The organism is Croceicoccus estronivorus, assembly GCF_001625325.1.
Classification (GTDB): Bacteria; Pseudomonadota; Alphaproteobacteria; order Sphingomonadales; family Sphingomonadaceae; genus Caenibius; species Caenibius estronivorus.
The window spans coordinates 1-18,453 of record NZ_JRQQ01000014.1 but is presented as its reverse complement, the minus strand read 5'-3'; the positions used below and the strand labels follow the sequence as shown (position 1 = coordinate 18,453).

The window sequence follows — 18,453 nt, the reverse complement described above, 5'->3', positions numbered from 1 at the left end:
CCCCATGCCTGCGTCAGCTCCTCCGGTATCCGGGGCGCCAAGCCTCTCGCCAAGTCGGATTTCCCCGCCTATGGGCCAACGCGTGATGGAAATATCCCAGCTTCGGATCGCACTGTTCAGCGGGAACTATAATTACGTCCGCGATGGCGCCAATCAGGCGCTCAACCGGCTTGTCGGGTATCTCTTACGACAAGGCGCACAAGTTCGTATCTATGCCCCGGTCGTGAAAGAACCCGCGTTCGAACCGACGGGCACACTGATCGGCATTCCATCAGTGGCGATTCCCCGGCGCAAGGAATACAGGTTCCCCATGGGCCTGTCTCAGGCCGTACGGCGCGATCTGGATGCGTTTGCGCCCAACGTGCTGCATGTCTCGTCACCCGATGTCACGGCCCATCGAGCCGTCAGCTGGGCGCGAACACGCGGCATCCCTGTGCTTGCTTCCGTCCATACCCGGTTTGAAACCTACATGCGCTATTACGGCCTCGGTTTTACCGAGCCGCTGATCGAAGCGATCATGCGCCGTTTCTACCGGCGATGCGATGCCGTGGTCGCACCATCGGAGAGCATGGCCCAGGTTCTGCGCGAAGAACGCATGGGCTTCGACATCTCCATCTGGTCTCGTGGCGTCGATCGCGAGATCTTCAATCCAGAGCGGCGTGACACGGAGTGGAGGCAATCCATGGGCATTGCCGACAACGACGTCGCAATCGGCTTTCTCGGACGGCTCGTTATGGAAAAGGGGCTGGACGTCTTTTCCGACACCATGGACGAATTGCGCCGGGCCGGCGTCCCCCACAAGGTCCTGGTGATCGGCGACGGCCCTGCACGGAACTGGCTGGAGAATCGCCTGCCAGGTACGGCCTTTGCCGGCTTCCAGAGCGGCAGGGACCTTGGCCGCGCGGTTGCCAGCATGGACATGCTGTTCAATCCGTCGGTCACGGAAACGTTCGGCAATGTCACGCTAGAGGCCATGGCCTGCGGATTGCCTGTGGTCGCCTCTGCCGCAACAGGCAGCGAAAGCCTGGTTGACGATGGGATTTCGGGCCGGCTGATCCGTCCCGGCGAAATCCATCATTTCGCACAGGCCCTCCGCGCCTATATCGAACAGCCCGAACTTCGCCGCAATCACGGCGCAGCCGGTGAGCGGCGCAGCCGCGATTTCGACTGGGATCGCATCAACCACACCGTCGCGGAAACCTATTGCCGTCTGGTCCGGCAAGCCGAAGGTTCATCCTAGACCACGGACTGATCTGACAGGGCTGGCGCCATGCCCCCTCCTTGCCCTATCAGGCGACAGTCATGAGCGACCTGTTCGAAGACACACCCCCGCCCGCGTCTCCTCCTGAGGAACCCCGTGCCGATGCGCCCTTGGCGGATCGGCTACGTCCCGCTTCTCTCGCTGAAGTCATCGGACAGGAGCATCTGACTGGGCCGGAAGGCGCCATCGGGCGAATGGTCGCCGCCGGACGGCTCTCCAGCATGATCCTGTGGGGCCCACCCGGTACTGGGAAGACCAGCATAGCCCGGTTACTCGCGGACGCCGTTGGTATGCGTTTCGCAGCCGTCAGTGCGGTATTTTCAGGCGTTGCCGATCTGAAGAAGGCCTTTGCGGAGGCAGAGACGATGGGCAAGGCGGGGCAGCGGACCCTGCTCTTCGTGGACGAGATCCACCGCTTCAATCGCGCGCAGCAGGATGGTTTCCTGCCGTTCGTCGAACGCGGCACCGTGACTCTGGTGGGTGCGACGACCGAAAACCCCAGTTTCGCCCTCAATGCCGCCTTGCTCAGTAGGGCGCAGGTCCTGATCCTGCACCGGCTCGACTCAACCGCCTTGGGGCAGTTGCTCGACCGGGCGGAAGCATTGGAAGGCCCGCTTCCGCTGACTGTCGAGGCGCGTGAAGCCCTGATCGCTTCAGCCGACGGAGATGGGCGGTTTTTGCTCAACCAGGCCGAGACGCTTTATGCCGCCCGCATTGCCACACCACTCGATCCTGCCCAGCTCGGAAAATTCCTCCAGCGTCGTGTCGCGGTTTACGACAAGGACCGCGATGGGCATTACAATCTCATTTCCGCATTGCATAAGAGCCTGCGCGGCTCCGATCCGCAATCGGCACTCTATTACCTCGCACGAATGCTCACCGCGGGTGAGGAGCCGCTCTACGTACTCCGTCGCCTGACCCGCTTTGCCAGTGAAGATATCGGCCTCGCCGATCCGCAAGCTCTCGCGCAATGCCTGGCGGCCAAAGACGCCTACGAATTCCTCGGCAGCCCCGAAGGCGAACTCGCGATCGTACAGGCCTGTCTCTATTGTGCCACCGCTCCCAAATCGAATGCGGCCTACAAGGCCCAGAAAGCGGCCTGGAAAAGCGCCAGGGAAACGGGCAGCCTCGCCCCGCCGCAAAATATCCTCAACGCCCCCACAAAGCTGATGAAGGATATCGGCTATGGCGAGGGATATACTTACGATCACGATGCCGCAGACGGCTTTTCTGGCGACAACTACTGGCCGGAAGGCATGTCTCCGCAGACTTACTACGAACCGGTCGAGCGCGGCTTCGAACGGCAAGTGCTCGAACGCATCGCCTATTGGAACAAATTGCGCGCAAAACGCAGTGCCTGATTTCTCCCATTTCGCCGCAATCGACTGGTCAGGCGCAATCGGGGAACGGCAGCGAGGTATAGCCGTCGCCCTCTGCGACGCCGACGGCGGTCCTCCAAGGCTTATCCACCCCACGCGTCGCTGGACGCGCGCAGAAGTGCTGGAATGGCTGCTGCATGAGATGCCGCTGGGTACGTTGGTTGGCGTCGATCTGGGGATTTCACTGCCCTTCGCCGACAGGAATGCGTTTTTCCCCGGTTGGGACGCCAGCCCCCGCGATGCCCGTGCACTATGGGCCATGGTCGATCAGATCTGCCGGAATGACGAGCACTTGTCCGCCACCAGCTTTGTCGATCATCCGGAGGCCTCCCACTATTTCCGTCGCCACGGCGGGCGTGAAGGGAGACATTTCAGCGCCAGCGGCCATGGGGGCGGCCAGGGCAGGTTCCGGGTTACGGAACACGCGCAACGTCACTCCGGCTGCAAGCCATATAGCAATTTCAATCTCGTCGGCGCGGCGCAAGTCGGCAAATCGAGCCTGACCGGGATGCGCATGCTACATCGCCTCGACAGGCGTCTTCCCATATGGCCAATCGACCCGCTGCCATCACAGGGCTCTGCCTTGGTCGAAATCTATACTTCGCTGGCCGCGATCGCAGCCCACCGTTCACCGGGAAAATCGAAAATGCGCTCCTATGACGAACTCAACGAGGCGCTGATTACACTGGGCAGCCCGCCTTTGCGGACAAATACCCCGATAACCGACCACTCCGCCGACGCGCTGCTCACCGCCGTTTGGCTGCGAAACACCGCCAGTCGCGAAGAACTGTGGCATCCACCCGACATGACCGATGCAATAGCATGCACTGAGGGCTGGACGTTCGGCGCCATTTGAAGCAAGGGGGCAACGCGCCGTTCAGTGCACCTGTCACAGAATCGTGGGCCGGCTTAGCTCAGTTGGTAGAGCACCTGATTTGTAATCAGGGGGTCGCGGGTTCGATCCCTGCAGCCGGCACCATATAAAATCAATGACTTATCGGAATTTCTCAGTCATTTTGCAGGCTGAACTAGCCTCCCCAGCAACCACATAGCAGCCACCGTGCAGGGTATTCCAGCACACTCGGTAGAACGGCATGGCTGTGACCAAGCGCAGTCGCGCATGTTGCGGCGGTTTAAGCACGGACTTGCGCGCCGAGCATGTTTGCGCTATATAGTGACATGAAAACAAAGGTTATTTTCACAAATGCGTGCAGCAACTTGCAGCGCATAATATCGCCTTTCCTAAGGAAAGGCTGACGTGGCGGGCGGAAAGTTCAGCAACCCGCTACCGCCCTTTCCACCCCATGATCCCAAAAACCACGAAGCATCATCGAGATAGCTGCACGTCGGGAAATCGAACCCTTCCGGCAAGGCCAGCTCGACATGTTCTGCGGGCTCTATAGCTGCACAAATGCTTTGCAATTGGCGCTGGATGGCCAGAGCTCACCATCTCCAAGTCCTATGCCACAGAACTCTATCGAGAGGGCATGGCTCCACCATTGGCCGGGCGGTAACCAGTATCGAGGCAGCACAAATTGTCCCAGCCTGCTGTCCCTCTTGAAGGTAGCGGCCTTGCCGTTGCGGCTGACGGAACCCCAAATTACGCTGCGAATAAGAACAATCATAGCCCTTGGAGTGGATGTTGCCATGCCGAGCTCAGAAATGCCGATCATCATTGAAGCCGCCGTATCGCTTGAAAAAGCGAGCGGCATCGAAGTCTTGGTTGATGGCCCGACAACATCGACGGACGCAGAATCCACGAGTCCCGGCATCAGCGAGGGGAGCCTGTACGGGCCGACGCTGGCGGGCGCGCGCGCGTCGCTGGATGCGGGCGCGAGTATAATCCATCACCATCAGGACATTGACCTGCCGATGGACCAGCAGGTTGCGCAAGTTGTCCGGATCAATCAGGCAATACTCGAAACTCATCCCCACGCCCTGATTTACCCCGCGCCGCTACTGACAGGGGCCTCCCACGCAGAGGTTCACCAGCATTACCCGGCGCTTGCGGAAGCCGGGTGCCTGACCATGATTGCCGTCGAGATGGGGCGCACCGTATTTGCCGTCATGGACGAGACAGGCCTTCCCAGCAATTCATGGGTCAATGGCCAGACCTATTCGGAAGCGCATGATCTGGTGATGTTTGCCAACAAGCATCAGACTCCACTTGCTCTGGGAATCTATACGCCATCCATGTGCTACTGGATCCGTGAATACGCCCAGCGCGGCTTGTTGCCCAAGGGTACGATGGTGAAAATCTGGTTCGGCGGGCGCTACAAGGTCTGGACGGACAAAGAGCCCACCGTGCGCAACGCCCTTGCCCCCACGATCAAGGCATTGGATGCGTATCTGGAAGCGCTCGACGGTGTGGATCTGCCTTGGCTGATTGCGGCCCAGGGGGACAATGTCCTCGACACGCCTGTGGCTCGTTATGCGCTTGAAAAGGGCGGACATATTCGCGTGGGCGAAGAAGATGTGAGTGGAACCACCCAATTGCGCAACAGCGAACTTGTCGAATCTGCAATCGAATTGGCAAGGTCGGTTGGACGGCCCGTCGTGAGCGGAGCCGAAGCAAGGAGGTTCCTCGGCGTGAAGGAACGGAGCGCGCAGATGGCGTGATGCAGGTTTAATGCCCGACGCTCACGAGCGCGGGCTGCAGTCGTTCCTACCAAATGAGATGGCCGGGGTCACAGTGAGCGATCGATTGGATCGCACGTCCGTGCAACGCTGTACCTGCCATTAAACCTCGCCATCCAAGCACCTCACCGAGAACGTGAATGTCGGTCCCACTGAGCCCATTTGAATGTCGGCCAATACCGATTTTCATCCCAGAACCTGCCGTTCCGGACGGTTGTCTAATTGATCTTCTCACGGGCATTCCTTTTCCCAGTGCCAAAGGTTGTCTTCAAGGTCTTCAGACCGTGTGTGGTCAGTGCAACAGATCAGACCGAACAGCCGATAATTGAAGCACCCCCCTGAGGAAGACCTTGGGCCGAGTGACGAGCAACTGGATGCCAGGTTCGATCAGTTCCAGCGAAAGGCAATCGTAAATAAGTTTCAGCAGGCCGGAGATGATGGCATGAACTTCTTTTACGTCATGTCCAACCAAACTCGGCAAGGCATGTGTGGTGGCGACAAAATGCTGGTGATTGGCACCTCAGAAGGTGCCGTGCCGTTTGAAGCCAATGGCACGAACCTCTTCATTTTAATGCTCTACGATGCGGTGGATGCAACCACGGGCAAGATGATTGTGGGCCGTTATCGGCTCAACAAGCCCACTCTCAAGATGCAGGGCATGCAGGAGGGCAGGTTTGACGACGATGTGGGCACCGATTTGAGACCTGCCGATGATGTCGGCTGGAAGAATCTGCCGCTGCAACTCGTCACCAACGATGGCATTCCCAATTACACGCAGTTCAAAGTCAATGGCATCAATTACAGACTGTGCCTGACGGAGGACTCTCCCAAGAACCAGCCGTATGCAAATGGCATTTGAACGGAGCTAAACCACACTGGTGCTAAGTGGCGCGGGTACATTCGAGGTCAAACTTGGTTTGTCCTCTTACCCATTCCTACTGCTTCAGCCGATAACGCCAAGAGTCTCGGTCATATTTGGGTGGAGGCGGCGGCGACGACGGCGGAATTTGCCACCGCACCGCGCTAGAGTATGTACCAGCTACAGGTTTCCCGGCTGCATTGACGCCCGGCCTGAACCTTGCCCGCTGCTGAAGAAGGCGGCACGTGTGACTGTCAAGCGCAGGGACGCCGCTCGTACTCAGGATTTCGCAGGATGTCGGAACTCCAGTGGCATCTACCTTAAGGCGAAACCGTATTACACTGACCTGCCTCTGCATTGCTTCGCGCGGGAAGTCGCTGGGCGTGATCCAGGTCGTTACCGCAATCGGTCTAGGGTCGGATTTACTCGGCACTCCGGGGGCGTGGACGGGACCCTGAGCTTGTGCGGCGCTTGCGGGAACCGCCAGAGTAAGCGCGAATATTCCCCAACGCATAGATTCACCCTATACCCACCGCTCGATTCAAATTGCTCTAACAATTATCATTTCTTATCTATCTGTCATCTCGTCTAGTGTTAGCGCCAGCCACACAGGTTGCGTTTGTCATCCGCCTCAAGCCTGGCTTTCAGGTAAGCAGCGTCTCTAGGCGCTTCATCAAGACATTATAGGATTCGCCTGGGTCCATTTTCATGTCATGCAGATTGACCGTTGCACGGGCCAAGTGAGTGACATGTATTATCAATGGTGATCGGGGGCGCCTCCCCCAACTTTCCCGCCTAAGCGGACTTTTCGGACGCGACAACTTAGCAGTCGTGACGTTGACACGCGGCGAGTCTAATATGTCCCCATGGATATACCGATCGAGAATCTGGTTGTCTGGCTCAACGTCGTGGGAATTTCGGTCTTTGCCGCATCAGGGGCCTTGGCTGCCGCGCGCAAGCGTCTGGACTTCGTCGCAGCTTGGTTTTTCGCACTCATCACGGCGACCGGAGGTGGAACGCTGCGAGATATACTGATCGGTGCCCCGGTGTTCTGGATGCTCGATCCAACCCCGGTCATTTTGTGTACAATTGTTGCAATTCTGGCGTGGGCAGTCCCCATGCGAAAATGGCCAAATCGTGCGCTCGAATGGCTTGATGCTGCGGGGTTGGCTGCCTACTCGGTATATGGTGCGGCGAAAGCGATCGAATATGGCATTGGTCCGATCCCCGCAATTGCTGCAGGCGTGATTACGGCATGCATCGGTGGCGTCATCCGTGATATCACCGCTGGTGTTCCATCGATACTGATGCGGAACGAAATCTACGTGACGGCATCGCTGCTGGCAGCAATCATCTTTGTGACTTTGACGACCGCGGGGCTTGGCGCACCATGGCCTTCCGCGATCGGCTTTGTCTTTGGGTTTGCACTGCGCGGAATTGCCATTCGATGGCATCTGGCCTTGCCACTGCATCGAGGTCACTGAGGTAGGCTGCCGTCAACTGTTACCGCGGCAACATTCCCCGACATTCCGGCCAATCTCATGATCTGACGACCCTGCAATGCCGCGCCCCTTTACGTGCAGGCAGATCGGAGCCGGTGCCGATTTGCGGCCCTGCATCGAAAGGCGCGCGGCACGCCGCTGCCAACACTGCCCAGAGATGAGCCTGCCCGGTTTGCCCCACAGCCGGGAAGAGGCTCAGCACATGGTGCCTCTGCAGTGTCAGCATGAGCCTTCAAACCATATCCGAGCTCATGTGCCACTTGGACTGCATAGGGTCGGGGCGGTACCCCATGAACATGGGATGGATGCTCAACCGCTCATGCGGTATTCGTCGGTACGCCCAGATTTCGCTGCAAGTGAGAGCTCACCGCAAACGAAGCAGGTACAGAGCGGATGGACAGGTTTGATTGCCGATCCTTTTTCGGGCGAACCGTCAAATCTGGGTAACGAAGACACGAGGAAGCAGCAGCAGAACCCTGGTTTCGTTCCCCTCCCTCCCAATGGAAAGAAAGGCGTTGAGCCTCTGCGCACGCATCCGCATGTTGCGCATCCCATTGCCGCCTGGCTTTGGATCGAATGCGCGGCCGTTGTCGCGGATCGCCACGCCGATAGCATCGCCCTGCTCAAGCATTTCCAGTGTAATTTGCGTCGCGTCGGCGTGTTTGATGACGTTGGTCACCGCCTCTTGAAGAATACGCAGCACATCCAGCACGTGTGCCGGCCCCAGGCCGATGATCGGCGGCAGGTCACGCATGCCCCACACCAGCTTGATTCCTGCAGCCCGCAATTGCGGCTCCGTACGTTCGCGCCAGGCACCGAGAGCGAGTGCCAGATCTCCTCCGAAATCCTCCAGCGAACTGATGATCAGGCGCATGTCGGCCAATGCTGCGCGGGCATGGCTGACGATCTCCTTCGTGCGGGGCTCAGGCGCGTCTGCCAGAGCAAGCATCGAGGCGAGATCACCCCCCAGCCCATCGTGCAAATCGCGCATTAGCCGCGACCGTTCGCGTTCCACAGCCTCAGCTTCCCGCCGCTTGCGCAATTCCTCATAAGTATCGCGCAATTCCGCCTCGGCTGCGGCTACACGATCCTGCAGCGTCCCGGCAGTGCTATCGAGTTCGCGCATGGCACGCAGAAAACGAGTGGTCGCCAACGCCGCGAGAGCAATGAGAAAGCCGCTGTACACGGCACGCGCGAGAAATGCCCGCGTCGGTTCCTGGCTCAAGATCGACAGAAAGTCGCGGATCATGAATGCGGATATGAGCAGCAAGCCAAGCAGCACGAGGAGCGCGTCGTTGTTGCCGCGCATTGCCGCCCGGATCAGAGCCCAGAATGCCATTGCCATATAGGCGAAGATCATCGCTATACAGGCTGGCAACAGTAAGCTCGCAATCGTGGGAAGCGATACGAGAGCATAGACCAGCATCAACACCGCCGGTGGAACCGCAAGCAGCCACGTCCGGCGTGTAACGGGCGTGGCTGCGATGGCCCGGCAGAACATCAGCAGGGCCGTAACCTCCCAGACCACAAGCATATTCCAGATGGGGAGGTCAGAGCGGCCAAGCCCAAAATCGGGCATCAACACGGAACCGCGCGCCGCCGCCAGCGCGAGCGCGGCGGCCAGCCAACCATATTCCCTCTGATGCCGTCGCACCGCCCAGAGCAGCGCGAAAACGATTGCCAGCGCCATCTGGCCGCCCACCCCGAGTGTGGGCAACACTGCTGACACGAACCATCGCGCATGAAAGAACGGTCGCAATTCGCGCTTATCGCCAATGAAGATACGATCGAGCGAAACCACGCTGCCCGGAAGTGCCGAAAGGGTGACCGAGAAACGGTTTTGCCCTTCATGCAGTACGCCCCCTGACAGAGGGACAAAGACCGGCAGAGTCGAATAACGCAAATTGCGCCATTGGTAGACCTGGGAGAAAATGACCCTCTGCCCATTTACGTGGACAGTGATCGCATCGTCGAACGCAGTGACGAGAATGGCGGCATCGCGGATCTCGTCAGCTGTGAGATTGAGACTGAAACGGCAATCAGTAACGTCATGTGCGAAACGATCCGCACCCGTTTCGACGAAAGGCGGATGCACTGTCTTCTCAGCCGTCAGGACAACCCCGTCGGGTGTCAGTTGCTGACACTGCATGCTCTGGACCGCCATGCGCCGATCAGGCTCACGAAAAGCCGCCAGCGATGCCACCAGGCTGAGAATAACGAGCGCTATGGCCAGCCACGCCGCACCGACGATCGGTTGTAGGCGCGGCAAAAGCACCCGCCAATGCGTCACAACTGAATAAGGCCGTACTGGACGGCTTCGTATACCGCTTCACCACGGGTCTCGACCTGAAGCTTGCGATAGATAGCCTTGATGTAGCTAGGGACCGTATTTCGCGAAAGATCGAGCTGGTCCGCGATCTCGTTGTATGTCAGGCCCTTGGCAATGCCCCACAATATGTCCAGCTCTCGCGGAGTCAGTCGCGGAGCATCGCGCCCGGGAACCGTAGGCGGGCTCCCGCCTTCCTGCCGCGCTCGCCGTACAATAAAGCGCGCGATCGACGGTGAGATCGGAGAGCCCCCGGACAGTACCTCGATCGCAGTCGCATGAATGTCTTCCGGAAGCGCATCTTTCAGGAGATAGCCGGATGCACCGGCTGCGATAGCTGCAAGGATCGTTGTTTCGTCCCCTAACACCGAGATGACCAGGATTTCGACTTCTGGCTGACACTCCCTTGCTTCCGCCAGCAACTCGATGGCAAGGCCGTCCGGAAGGCGCAAGTCGGAGACAATCAGGTCATAGCGTCGTTGCGCCAGAAACGTCCGCGCTTCGGCAAGACTGGCGGCGGCGGAAACGATACAGTCGCCCTTCGCCTCCAGTGCAATGGCCAACCGCTCACGAATTGGCGGATCGTCTTCCACCAACAGCACCTGATGGGGCGCGAGGCCTGACGTGGTTCCCGAGTCAGTCATTCCCCACTTCCTAAAGCAACCCTGCCGGTTCCGGCCATCCCATGAATTGGGGAGATGCGGCCACGACTTGTCCGGCCCCGCGTTCGCCAGCGCAACCACCCGGTCATAAACAGGATCAGCGGAAACAGGCCGGACAGAGCTACCAGGATTCGCCCTGCAAGCGCACCAGCCGATCCATCATGGAGCGAATGGATCCAGTTGTTGACCGTTGTGCCTGCTTTGCCGTCACGGGCGTCCTGCACCGCCTTGATCTGCCCGGTCGCGCCATCCACCCAGACGAAGCTATGCGGGAACCGAAAACTGGGATCTCCCGAAACTTGCATGCGCATCCGATAAACGCCGCCATCTGCGGGAGGTGTTTCGATCCAGGCAAGTCGCGCGCCCGGCAAGGCGCCCCTGGCAGTGTCGATCGCTCGCGATAGTGCAATTCCGGAGGTCACAGGCGATAGGGCGCGATCATCTCTTACTGTTGGAGCCTGACCGACGGGCAGGCCGACTGCGTTCAGCACCGCATCGCTTTCATCCGGCAGTTCCAGCATGATGCCAGTGATCGTCAGGATCAGCAGAAAAGCCAACCCTGATAGGCCGCTCAGCTTGTGCCAGTCGCGCAGGAGGCGCTGAGGCGGTGCGTGACGCTTGAAGCGAACTGCCTTGATCCAGGTCCCACGCGGCCACCATGCCCACAGCCCGCTGAGCAGCAGAGCAAGCAGCCCGAAGCCAAGCCACCCAAGAATCCTGCCGCCCGCCTCATCCAGCAGCAAGCGATAGTGGAGGTCATAGAAAAAGGTCATGGCATATTCGCCCCAGTAATCGCGACGCAGCAATGTGCCGCCATCCGGCGATAGCCAGACCATCATCGGGCGAAACGCGTGCCCCGCCCGTTCAGGCGGATCGTAATACCGCGCCGGAATTGCCCCCGGCTTGTCCATGACTTCAAAGCGCCAGGGCCCAGGCTTGTCCGGATAGGCATGACGCACGGTCGCCAGGGCAAGGTCCCAATCCGGTATCCCCTGACCTTCCACCCGGATTTCAGGATGCAACAGGGCATCCAGTTCCGGATAGAAGGCCAGGATCGATCCCGTCAGACCAAGGAGGACAAACACCGAGCCAAGGCCAAGCCCCAGCCACAAGTGGAGCTTGCGCACGGAGCGCCTTAGCCTGTCCCCCTTCGCACGCATCAGAAGCGCAACCGCATGCTGGCGGTGACGTTCCGCCCATTGGCCGGACTATGCAATGTCTGCGCACCATCCCACCAGACGTATTCGTAGTAATCATTGGCGAGATTCTTGACTGCCAGCCCCAGCTCAACCGTCTCGTTCAACCGGTAGGACATGCTGGCATCGAATACGGTCATCTCTCCCCACTTCCCTTCAGCGTTGGCAGTGGAGAGGTAATAGGACGATTGCCCCCGCCCGCTGAGCGACAGGGTCAGCGCATCTGCAGGTGACCAGTCGATCCCCCCCGACCAAAGCCAGTGCGGAGTGTGATTGATCTCATTACCCGCATATTGCGGCGTGTCTGGCGACGGAACCGTAATAGTCGCTTTCTGCCAGCCGACAGCCCCCCATATCGACAGGCCTGCCGTGGGGCGAATGCTGGCTTGTACATCGACGCCCTTGCGATCCGTCGCACCGACATTCTCGAAATCGCCGAGTGGATCGTTGAGCTTGCGCGCGATTTCGCCGGTAGCGCTCTGCTCCCAATAGGCGATGCGCGCTTCGAAGATCTTGCCAAGCTGATATTTCGCGCCGACTTCCCACCCCTCGTTAATCGAAGGGGCAAGGTCGATAGCACGCGGCGGTATCAGGTAAGCTCCCGAACCCAGCCCGATCTGGTAAGTCTTGCCCCAGTTGCCATACAGCGTCACCCCTTCTGCCGGCAGGATGGCGATCGAGAGCTTGGGCTGGTCAATGCTGCCATAATCGTTGATCGGCGCACCGGTGTCGTTCAGGCGGTTCTCGAAATTGCCACCGACCCAGTCGATCCGGTAAGCAGGCGTAATCCGCAGCCAAGGCGCGGGTTCGAGAATGGCCTGGACATAGAATCCACCGACGGTCAGATCATACTGCTGATCGCGGGTCTGGCTGGTCGCCACACGTTCCACCGCCAGCCAGCGCAATGAGCGATTGTCCTGCCATTGCACATCGCCGCCCACCTCCAGCATTACTGGCATACCGCCGATGTCACCATGCCAGTGCAGCGCGCTCAAAATGCCGTAATGGTCCTCTTCGGTCAGCCGCCGCTGCTGCGAAGCGCCTGCGGAAAACTTGACGTACCGGTCATCGCGCAGACGGTTGAAATAAACCGCGCTGGACCAGTCGAGCCGGTCGGAGAAGGATATGTCGGCGGTCAGCGCATATTGCTGCATATCGCGCGTATCGCCATCGGATTCATTGTAGGCATTGGTCATCCGGGGATCGGCGCGGCTGTCCACAAAAGTCAGATAGCCCGGCTCCTGCGCATCGGCTTCGTAGTAACGAGCGATCACCCCCAGGTTCACATTTTCGCCCAGTGACAGCCCCCATCTGCCGGAGAGAGAGAGCCGCTGCGCATCCGCATGATCGCGGTATCCGCTGCTGTCGCGATAGGCGACCTGATAGTTCTGCGTGAAATTGCCACGTTCGAGACCGGCAACCAACTGGCCTTCATATGTGCCGTAGCTGCCGACCGACCCACGCATATCCAGATAGGTCCCGCCGGAACGGGTGACGATATCCGCGCTGCCCGCAATGGCGTGCAAGCCAAAACGCGGATCGGACGTTCCGCGCACCACCTCGATAGTCTGGATATTCAGCGGGAACACCATGTCGATGTAGGGCATGTTGCCGTCATTGCTGTTCGACGGAATGCCATCGATCAGCAGCTTGACGGCATTGATGTTCCCCTCGCCATTGAAGCCCCGCATTGAGAATTTGCCGCCGGTCGTCCCCTGGTTGAAATCCGTCACCTGGATGCCCGGCATCCGGCCGATAAGCTCGAACACATTATCGACATCGGCGTTCTGCGCCACATCGCTACCCATGCGGTCGACCGAGGTCAGCACATTATCGCTGCTGCCCGCCATACCGCGTGCGGTCACCGTGATTTCACCGACCGAAAAGCTGGTGTCCGCCCTTTGTGAATGAGGTGCCTGACTATTCTCGTCTGCGTGGGCGGCGGCGGGAAGCATGGCCGTCACCAGCGCGAAGGCCGATGCGGTTATAATTCTTGTCATGGATATTTCCCTGTTTTGAAATGTCATTTCACCAGCCGCCGAAGTTTGGCGAGCGAGGCATCAGCGCCTTCATGGTGGTCAATGATGGATTGGAGCTTGCCGTCAGCGCCCATCAAGTAAACGGCAGCGGTATGGTCGATGGTATATCCCCCACCTTCGACCGGCACTTTCTCGTAATAAACGTGGTAGGCCTTCACGATCTGGGCCAACTGGGTATCCGTACCGGTCAGGCCAATGATCGGGGTGTCGAACAAAGCGACATAGCGACCGATGTCTTCGGGGCTGTCATGTTCCGGATCGAGCGAGACAAAGACGATCGCAAACTTGCTGCCATCCGTCCCCATCCGCTGGCGCAGTTGTGCCAGACGGGAAAGCGTGGTCGGGCATACGTCCGGGCAGCGCGTAAAACCGAAGAAAATCGCGAAGGGTTTGCCCGCCAATGTCTGATCGCTGACAGCCGAGCCATCCGGTGCGGTCAGAGTGAATGGCCCGCCGACAGTATCGGCAAACGTGGTCCGTTGCTGCGGAGCGGAATGACGTTCACCGCCGAAGATGGCGAACAATGCCAAAGCGCCAATCAACACAACCGCCAGCCACAAGAACATGCGCAACGCCTTCAGCCCCTCCATCCGCCGCTCGGGGGACTGTTCATCCTCAAGTTCGGGGAACTTGTCAGTCATGATGGCCTCCGGCCATTTCGCCCATCGGCCCTTCTGAAGTGATGGGCTCGACCTTCACTTCGGCCTCAACTGCGCCGGCTTTCTCGAACGTCAGAGTGAGAGGAAACGTTTCGTCACGTTTCAGAGGCTGTTTGAGCCCCATCAGCATGATGTGGAGGCCGCCCGGCTTGAGCTTGACGGAGCTCCCTGCCGGAATGTCCAACGGATCGCCCAGCTGGCGCATGCGCATTACACCGCCAGCCATGTCGACCGTGTGGATTTGCACTGCGTCTGCCACCGGGCTGGCGCCTCCGGTCAGCCGATCTGACGCCGTGCCCGCGTTGGCAATGGTCATGAACGCACCGCCTGTGTCCTGCCCTTCCGCCGTCTCACGCGACCAGGCCCCGGTGATGGCAATCTGGCTGCCTGTGGCTTCTGCTCCCACAGGAGATTCTGTTTCCTGCGCGGAGTTACAGGCCCCGAGAAGAAGCGTGCCAGAAAGGACGGCAGCAGAGAGGAATGGGCGAATGGTCATGAGATAGTCTCCGGAATGTGGGTATGGCCGTATGCGGCGCCGGAAAGACCGGCTGCCTGCGCAAACGGGATTGCGTTGGCCACCATTGGCTTGCGCGGCGGACACCTCCGCCGGGGGCCGCCCTTCAGGGCAGCTATGGATGGAATACATGCAGATCGCTCCGACAGCCCGGCAGACGCGTCACAAGCGCGGGCCGGGAAGGCCGACAAATCAGGTCAGATTGTCAGGCCGCTGCCGGTGGCCCACGTAACGGTGGGCGAAGATAGCCAAATTGCCGAAGCGGCAGGCTCTTTGTCGGTGCAAGACCGAGCACGAGAATAAAGGCAAGCGCGAGCGCGAGCAGGATCGCATCCGCACCGCTCACAGCCACCTTGGCGAGGCCGGAAAAGGCGCAATGCCCCTCCTTCTTCGCGCTGTCCGTGTGGTCACCGCCATGGCTCTTGCCCGCTATGACCAATTGCATCTGTTTGAGACCGCTGGAGCTTTCCGAACAGATCGTTACCGTCAATACAGTGTCGCCGGTGCTCGATACCATGAACCCGGCAGGCATGACTGCCTTGATGCAAAACGCCAGCACGAGAAGCGCCATCGCAAGATGGCGATGCTTCCGAATCAAGGCGCGCAGGTTGTGCATGAGAGAACGCCACTAGGTCCCGTCCGGCACCTTGTCAGCAGGTGATTTCGATGCGCCCGCTTGGTTCGGCGCGTGCAACTGCCCACGAAACACACGCCGCAACGAAAAGGGACGGCCCAAAGCCGCCCCTTCCCTTCCACTCGCTATGGTGGAACCGAAAATCACATGCCGGTTGCGCCTTCTTCCGCATCGGCCTTGTCTTCCAAGGCATCTGCCTTGGCTTCGGCTTGGTCCTGTTTGGCTTCGAGAGATTCTTCCTGAGCCTCGGTCGGCGCGTTTTCGGCCGCCTCTTCGAGGGTGTCGGCCTTATTCTCCATTGCATCCGCCTGCGCTTCGGTCTGCGTTTCAGCACCCGAACCACATGCAGCCAGAGCAACGGACGCAGCCGCCACGGTCATGAAGGCAATCTTACGCATAGTAATCCCCATACAGTGTTTTCATCCGGACCGCATTGGCGCGGCTCCGGTCACTGAACCACTTACCAGGCAGTAAGGTTCCTGAATTGAGTCGAAGAGTTTTCCAGTGGAACGTCCACTTTCCTGCCAACAGACCGCACGAAGTTAAGCCGGCACCAACACTTTCCTTACGAATAACTCACTGACATATTGCACATCATGGGATCCAATTCTGATCATGGTGTGATGGCTGTACTCCCCGGCAATCTATTGCGTGTGGAGCAAGAGAATATCCGGGATGAGCAATTCGAGGACCTGCTGCGCCGCCCCGGCGTGCGTATTGAACGAATAATATCGCACGGCCATTCCACACCGCCAGACGAACCGTATCTGCAGGATTGGGATGAGTGGGTGCTCGTACTCCAGGGCAAGGCGGAACTGTCGTTACAAGGCATGGGCGAATGGACTTTGTTCCCCGGCGACCACCTGTTGATCCCGGCCGGTGTGGCACATCTGGTGACGTACACCGATGACTCAACGATCTGGCTCGCCATTCATATCGGAGAGGCTTAGGCTTCACGCAGAGGTGCGCGCGATAGTGTTGAAAGAACAACGCAAGACAGCGCATCTATGCGGTTCTTGTTAGCAATATCCCGGCAGGCATCATATTCCCACGGCAGCATTCTTTTGGGCTACCACCCCGGTCACTTCGCGCAACAAGTTCACCGGTAATTCATGCAACAGGCAACAAGTCTGAGGTCTTGAGACAAAAGGGGCAGCTAAATGCGCATTTTTCATTGTGTAATGTCAGGCATCATCGCCGTCAGTTTCGCCAGTTCCGCTTTGGCGATTGATCCACCCAGTCATGACGCGACCCATTCCGGTGAAGCACATGGCGTCATGTCCGGCAGTGCCGACAATGCCGATGAAAGTGGCCCTGCCGATGTGGCGCCCACCAATCACAATACCACACGGTCCAACAAGGCATCGGGGATCACAAAAGGCAACGGGGCTGACAATGTCAGCGATAGTGAGGAAACAACAAGCACTTCCGAAGGGATGTAGAACTCCCGCAGCCAATGGAGAGCCGCAGCACTCCACCGATTCAGACGATCGAAGTGGCTCTCTCCCTCAATTTCAGGCAAGGGAGGAGTTCATCCCTCCCTTGCCGTATATTTTATCTCAACTCGATCGTGACCTGATCGATTTTTCCATTTTCAAAGCTATAACCGAGCGGCGCATCCACGGGATATTTCCCAGCGGCTGAACCGGTGTCGATTCCGACATCGAATGTCTCGTTGATGGAGAACATGGCAGGTGGGGTCGCGGGCAACGTGTCACTTGCCACCGGCTGCCCATTGACCGACAGAGTCAGCTTGCCGCCTTTGGCATAGCCCGTGCCGTCATAGTCGAAGTCGACCTTCAGCTTCGCCTTGCCCGGCGCGAGCGGGGCACCTTTGAGATCGACCGTCTTGAGCTCGAACATGCGATACGTGAAAGTCGGGCGCCTGTCCGCATCAAGATAGAGCGACCAGCCTGCCGCATTGCCACCGATCGTGGCAACCACGCCATGGGTCTCGTCCTGCACGTCCAGATCGGATGATAGAGACCATGATCGATTGAACATGTGCGGTACGGCCTTCTCCGGAACGCTGACCGTACCTTCGTGATACGTCGCACGCGTGACCCCCTTGGCCAGATCCGGCAGGTCATTCGTCACCGGCTGCCCCCGCAACGGCAAGACATTGTTGGCTTCCGCCTCTTGCATGAACAACGCCTTCAGTTCGGCGAGCTTCTCCGGATACTTTTCGGCAAGGTTGTTTGACTGAGAGAAATCCTTGCGCAGATCGTAAAGCTCCCATGTGTCTGCCTCGATCGGCGTTTGACGCGTTGCAATGACATTCCACGGCAAACGATTGTGGAAGGCGGAAGCCATCCAGCCATCGTGATAGATTGCCCGATTTCCGAACACCTCGAAATACTGCGTGGTGTGGCGCTCCGGGGCCTTGGCGTCATTGAAGCTGTAAACCAGACTGGTGCCATTCATCGGCTTCTGGACGATGCCATTGACTTCCTTGGGCGCTTCGATCCCTGCCGCTTCCAGAATAGTCGGCACGATGTCGTTGACGTGACCGAACTGGCTGCGCAGCCCACCCGGAGTTTTGATCTTTTCGGGCCAGGTCAGGACCATGCCATTGCGCGTACCGCCAAGGTGCGAAGCCACCGTCTTGGTCCACTGGAATGGCGTGTCCAGCGCCCAGGCCCAACCGGCGTTGAACTGGGCATAGGCATCGGCGCTGCCGATCCTGTCCATCCCCGCCATCCTGACTGCCTCCGGCTCTGGCAAGCCCTGAATCCGGCCCATATAGTTGATGCTGCCATCCAGGCCGCCTTCCGCGCTCGCGCCA

At 59.0% G+C, this 18,453-nt stretch carries 18 protein-coding genes and 1 tRNA gene; 9 read left to right on the top strand and 10 right to left on the bottom strand.

The window, feature by feature from the left end; translation table 11 throughout:
- Positions 1-85 precede the first annotated feature (85 nt).
- From MB02_RS16415 to MB02_RS16385, 6 genes are all read left to right on the top strand, one after another.
- On the top strand, positions 86-1,240 hold the full coding sequence (locus MB02_RS16415; protein ID WP_067540409.1) for a glycosyltransferase family 4 protein: 1,155 nt from the start codon (positions 86-88) through the stop codon (positions 1,238-1,240).
- A 62-nt stretch (positions 1,241-1,302) separates the two neighbouring features.
- Positions 1,303-2,622 carry a replication-associated recombination protein A gene (locus tag MB02_RS16410; protein ID WP_067540376.1) on the top strand — a complete coding sequence of 440 codons (1,320 nt, stop codon included), beginning with the start codon at positions 1,303-1,305 and terminating at the stop codon, positions 2,620-2,622.
- A complete protein-coding gene (locus tag MB02_RS16405) occupies positions 2,615-3,496 on the top strand; it encodes a hypothetical protein (RefSeq protein ID WP_067540373.1) in 882 nt (293 codons plus the stop codon). The genes MB02_RS16410 and MB02_RS16405 overlap by 8 nt, the downstream gene beginning before the upstream one ends.
- Before the next feature lie 47 nt (positions 3,497-3,543).
- A tRNA-Thr gene (locus MB02_RS16400) sits at positions 3,544-3,619 on the top strand.
- A 668-nt stretch (positions 3,620-4,287) separates the two neighbouring features.
- Entirely contained in the window at positions 4,288-5,259 is a 972-nt protein-coding gene (locus tag MB02_RS16395) for a 3-keto-5-aminohexanoate cleavage protein (RefSeq protein WP_170304775.1), read from the top strand.
- A 460-nt stretch (positions 5,260-5,719) separates the two neighbouring features.
- Complete coding sequence (locus tag MB02_RS16385) at positions 5,720-6,136, top strand: hypothetical protein (RefSeq protein ID WP_156495566.1); 417 nt, start codon at positions 5,720-5,722, stop codon at positions 6,134-6,136.
- A 76-nt stretch (positions 6,137-6,212) separates the two neighbouring features.
- Here the strand turns inward: MB02_RS16385 and MB02_RS18195 are convergent, their stop codons facing one another.
- The gene (locus MB02_RS18195) at positions 6,213-6,650 is read right to left on the bottom strand and encodes an energy transducer TonB (protein ID WP_082826269.1); all 438 of its coding nucleotides are present in this window, start codon (positions 6,648-6,650) and stop codon (positions 6,213-6,215) included.
- A gap of 352 nt (positions 6,651-7,002) precedes the next feature.
- Between MB02_RS18195 and MB02_RS16380 the strand changes: the two genes are divergently transcribed.
- Positions 7,003-7,620, top strand: a complete 618-nt coding sequence (locus MB02_RS16380; RefSeq protein WP_067540360.1) for a trimeric intracellular cation channel family protein — start codon at positions 7,003-7,005, stop codon at positions 7,618-7,620.
- A 451-nt stretch (positions 7,621-8,071) separates the two neighbouring features.
- Here MB02_RS16380 and MB02_RS16375 read toward each other — a convergent pair whose 3' ends face one another.
- The 8 genes from MB02_RS16375 to MB02_RS16340 all read right to left on the bottom strand — a co-directional run bounded on the left by MB02_RS16375 (position 8,072) and on the right by MB02_RS16340 (position 16,066).
- On the bottom strand, positions 8,072-9,913 hold the full coding sequence (locus MB02_RS16375) for a sensor histidine kinase (RefSeq protein WP_407919343.1): 1,842 nt from the start codon (positions 9,911-9,913) through the stop codon (positions 8,072-8,074).
- 11 nt (positions 9,914-9,924) lie between these two features.
- A complete protein-coding gene (locus tag MB02_RS16370) occupies positions 9,925-10,608 on the bottom strand; it encodes a response regulator (RefSeq protein WP_067540354.1) in 684 nt (227 codons plus the stop codon).
- Positions 10,605-11,753 (bottom strand): PepSY-associated TM helix domain-containing protein, encoded by a 1,149-nt coding sequence (locus MB02_RS16365; protein WP_206598606.1) that lies wholly within the window; start codon positions 11,751-11,753, stop codon positions 10,605-10,607. Before MB02_RS16365 ends, MB02_RS16370 begins: the two co-directional genes overlap by 4 nt.
- Before the next feature lie 32 nt (positions 11,754-11,785).
- Positions 11,786-13,822: a TonB-dependent receptor gene (locus MB02_RS16360; RefSeq protein ID WP_206598605.1), complete on the bottom strand. Its 2,037-nt coding sequence runs from the start codon at positions 13,820-13,822 to the stop codon at positions 11,786-11,788.
- Positions 13,823-13,845: 23 nt separating this feature from the next.
- A complete protein-coding gene (locus MB02_RS16355) occupies positions 13,846-14,502 on the bottom strand; it encodes an SCO family protein (protein ID WP_235829557.1) in 657 nt (218 codons plus the stop codon).
- Positions 14,495-15,016, bottom strand: coding sequence for a copper chaperone PCu(A)C (locus tag MB02_RS16350; RefSeq protein ID WP_067540347.1), 522 nt, complete (start codon positions 15,014-15,016; stop codon positions 14,495-14,497). Before MB02_RS16350 ends, MB02_RS16355 begins: the two co-directional genes overlap by 8 nt.
- Positions 15,017-15,239: 223 nt before the next feature.
- Entirely contained in the window at positions 15,240-15,650 is a 411-nt protein-coding gene (locus MB02_RS16345) for a DUF2946 family protein (protein WP_067540344.1), read from the bottom strand.
- A gap of 161 nt (positions 15,651-15,811) precedes the next feature.
- On the bottom strand, positions 15,812-16,066 hold the full coding sequence (locus MB02_RS16340; protein ID WP_067540341.1) for a hypothetical protein: 255 nt from the start codon (positions 16,064-16,066) through the stop codon (positions 15,812-15,814).
- Between the two features lie 225 nt (positions 16,067-16,291).
- Between MB02_RS16340 and MB02_RS16335 the strand changes: the two genes are divergently transcribed.
- Both MB02_RS16335 and MB02_RS16330 read left to right on the top strand, forming a co-directional pair.
- Complete coding sequence (locus MB02_RS16335; RefSeq protein WP_067540400.1) at positions 16,292-16,618, top strand: cupin domain-containing protein; 327 nt, start codon at positions 16,292-16,294, stop codon at positions 16,616-16,618.
- A 210-nt stretch (positions 16,619-16,828) separates the two neighbouring features.
- A complete protein-coding gene (locus MB02_RS16330; protein WP_170304774.1) occupies positions 16,829-17,110 on the top strand; it encodes a hypothetical protein in 282 nt (93 codons plus the stop codon).
- Positions 17,111-17,222: 112 nt separating this feature from the next.
- Here MB02_RS16330 and MB02_RS16325 read toward each other — a convergent pair.
- Positions 17,223-18,453: sulfatase/phosphatase domain-containing protein (locus MB02_RS16325; protein WP_156495563.1), on the bottom strand; the 1,231-nt coding region annotated here is incomplete at its 5' end.

What these genes read in the sequence shown, in the direction of transcription:
- MB02_RS16415 (WP_067540409.1), top strand. Translation starts at nt 86, where the DNA reads ATGGAAATATCCCAGCTTCGGATCGCACTGTTCAGCGGGAACTATAAT.
- MB02_RS16410 (WP_067540376.1), top strand. Translation starts at nt 1,303, where the DNA reads ATGAGCGACCTGTTCGAAGACACACCCCCGCCCGCGTCTCCTCCTGAG.
- MB02_RS16395 (WP_170304775.1), top strand. Translation starts at nt 4,288, where the DNA reads ATGCCGAGCTCAGAAATGCCGATCATCATTGAAGCCGCCGTATCGCTT.
- MB02_RS16385 (WP_156495566.1), top strand. Translation starts at nt 5,720, where the DNA reads ATGAACTTCTTTTACGTCATGTCCAACCAAACTCGGCAAGGCATGTGT.
- MB02_RS18195 (WP_082826269.1), bottom strand. Translation starts at nt 6,650, where the DNA reads ATGCGTTGGGGAATATTCGCGCTTACTCTGGCGGTTCCCGCAAGCGCC.
- MB02_RS16380 (WP_067540360.1), top strand. Translation starts at nt 7,003, where the DNA reads ATGGATATACCGATCGAGAATCTGGTTGTCTGGCTCAACGTCGTGGGA.
- MB02_RS16370 (WP_067540354.1), bottom strand. Translation starts at nt 10,608, where the DNA reads ATGACTGACTCGGGAACCACGTCAGGCCTCGCGCCCCATCAGGTGCTG.
- MB02_RS16360 (WP_206598605.1), bottom strand. Translation starts at nt 13,822, where the DNA reads ATGACAAGAATTATAACCGCATCGGCCTTCGCGCTGGTGACGGCCATG.
- MB02_RS16355 (WP_235829557.1), bottom strand. Translation starts at nt 14,502, where the DNA reads ATGACTGACAAGTTCCCCGAACTTGAGGATGAACAGTCCCCCGAGCGG.
- MB02_RS16350 (WP_067540347.1), bottom strand. Translation starts at nt 15,016, where the DNA reads ATGACCATTCGCCCATTCCTCTCTGCTGCCGTCCTTTCTGGCACGCTT.
- MB02_RS16345 (WP_067540344.1), bottom strand. Translation starts at nt 15,650, where the DNA reads ATGCACAACCTGCGCGCCTTGATTCGGAAGCATCGCCATCTTGCGATG.
- MB02_RS16340 (WP_067540341.1), bottom strand. Translation starts at nt 16,066, where the DNA reads ATGCGTAAGATTGCCTTCATGACCGTGGCGGCTGCGTCCGTTGCTCTG.
- MB02_RS16335 (WP_067540400.1), top strand. Translation starts at nt 16,292, where the DNA reads ATGGCTGTACTCCCCGGCAATCTATTGCGTGTGGAGCAAGAGAATATC.
- MB02_RS16330 (WP_170304774.1), top strand. Translation starts at nt 16,829, where the DNA reads ATGCGCATTTTTCATTGTGTAATGTCAGGCATCATCGCCGTCAGTTTC.